The organism is Devosia chinhatensis (genome assembly GCF_000969445.1).
Lineage (GTDB): Bacteria > Pseudomonadota > Alphaproteobacteria > Rhizobiales > Devosiaceae > Devosia > Devosia chinhatensis.
In genome coordinates this window covers 1-499 of sequence record NZ_JZEY01000038.1, presented here as the reverse complement: position 1 = coordinate 499, position 499 = coordinate 1, and the positions used below count along the sequence as shown (strand labels likewise).

Here is a 499-nt window from a genome sequence, read left to right as displayed (position 1 = left end):
CGGGTGGGGGGTCGCCGCCGTGTCCGGACAAGAGATGCGGGCGGAGGGCTTGCAGCGCGTTGCGGTCGGGCCGAACGATGGTCGCTCCCGCGATGTCGAGGCTGGCGCTCAAGGTCTGGCCCTCTGGTGCCCGCTCAGCCGCGAGGCTGTGGCCGGAGCGGTGCGCAAGGAGGCATTCGCGCGCTTGCTCACGGGGCCGGTCCAGGTCGCCGACGATCTGGCCGAACTGCCCGAATTGCGGCTCCGGCAGCGCCTCCTGTCCGCCTTAGGCATGGCGCGCAAGGCCGGCCAGTTCGTCATCGGTGCCATGAAGGTCAAGACTGCGCTTGAAGGTGGCGGGGTCATCGCCCCGCTCACGACCAGAGACGCGGCCCTGGATGGTCGACACAAGATGCGGGGCCGTTGACCGGCCCAGAACCACACGCGGAGCGACGCGGGACTGCCCGCGACGGAACGAGCGCCGTGCAGCATAGCACCACGCAGCAGAAAGCGTGAGCAA

Annotated in this window: 1 pseudogene; it reads left to right on the top strand. The window is 69.7% G+C overall.

Annotated elements, in window-relative coordinates:
- Positions 1-406 (top strand): annotated as a pseudogene (locus VE26_RS00165) (hypothetical protein); the annotation flags it as partial.
- Positions 407-499 lie beyond the last annotated feature (93 nt).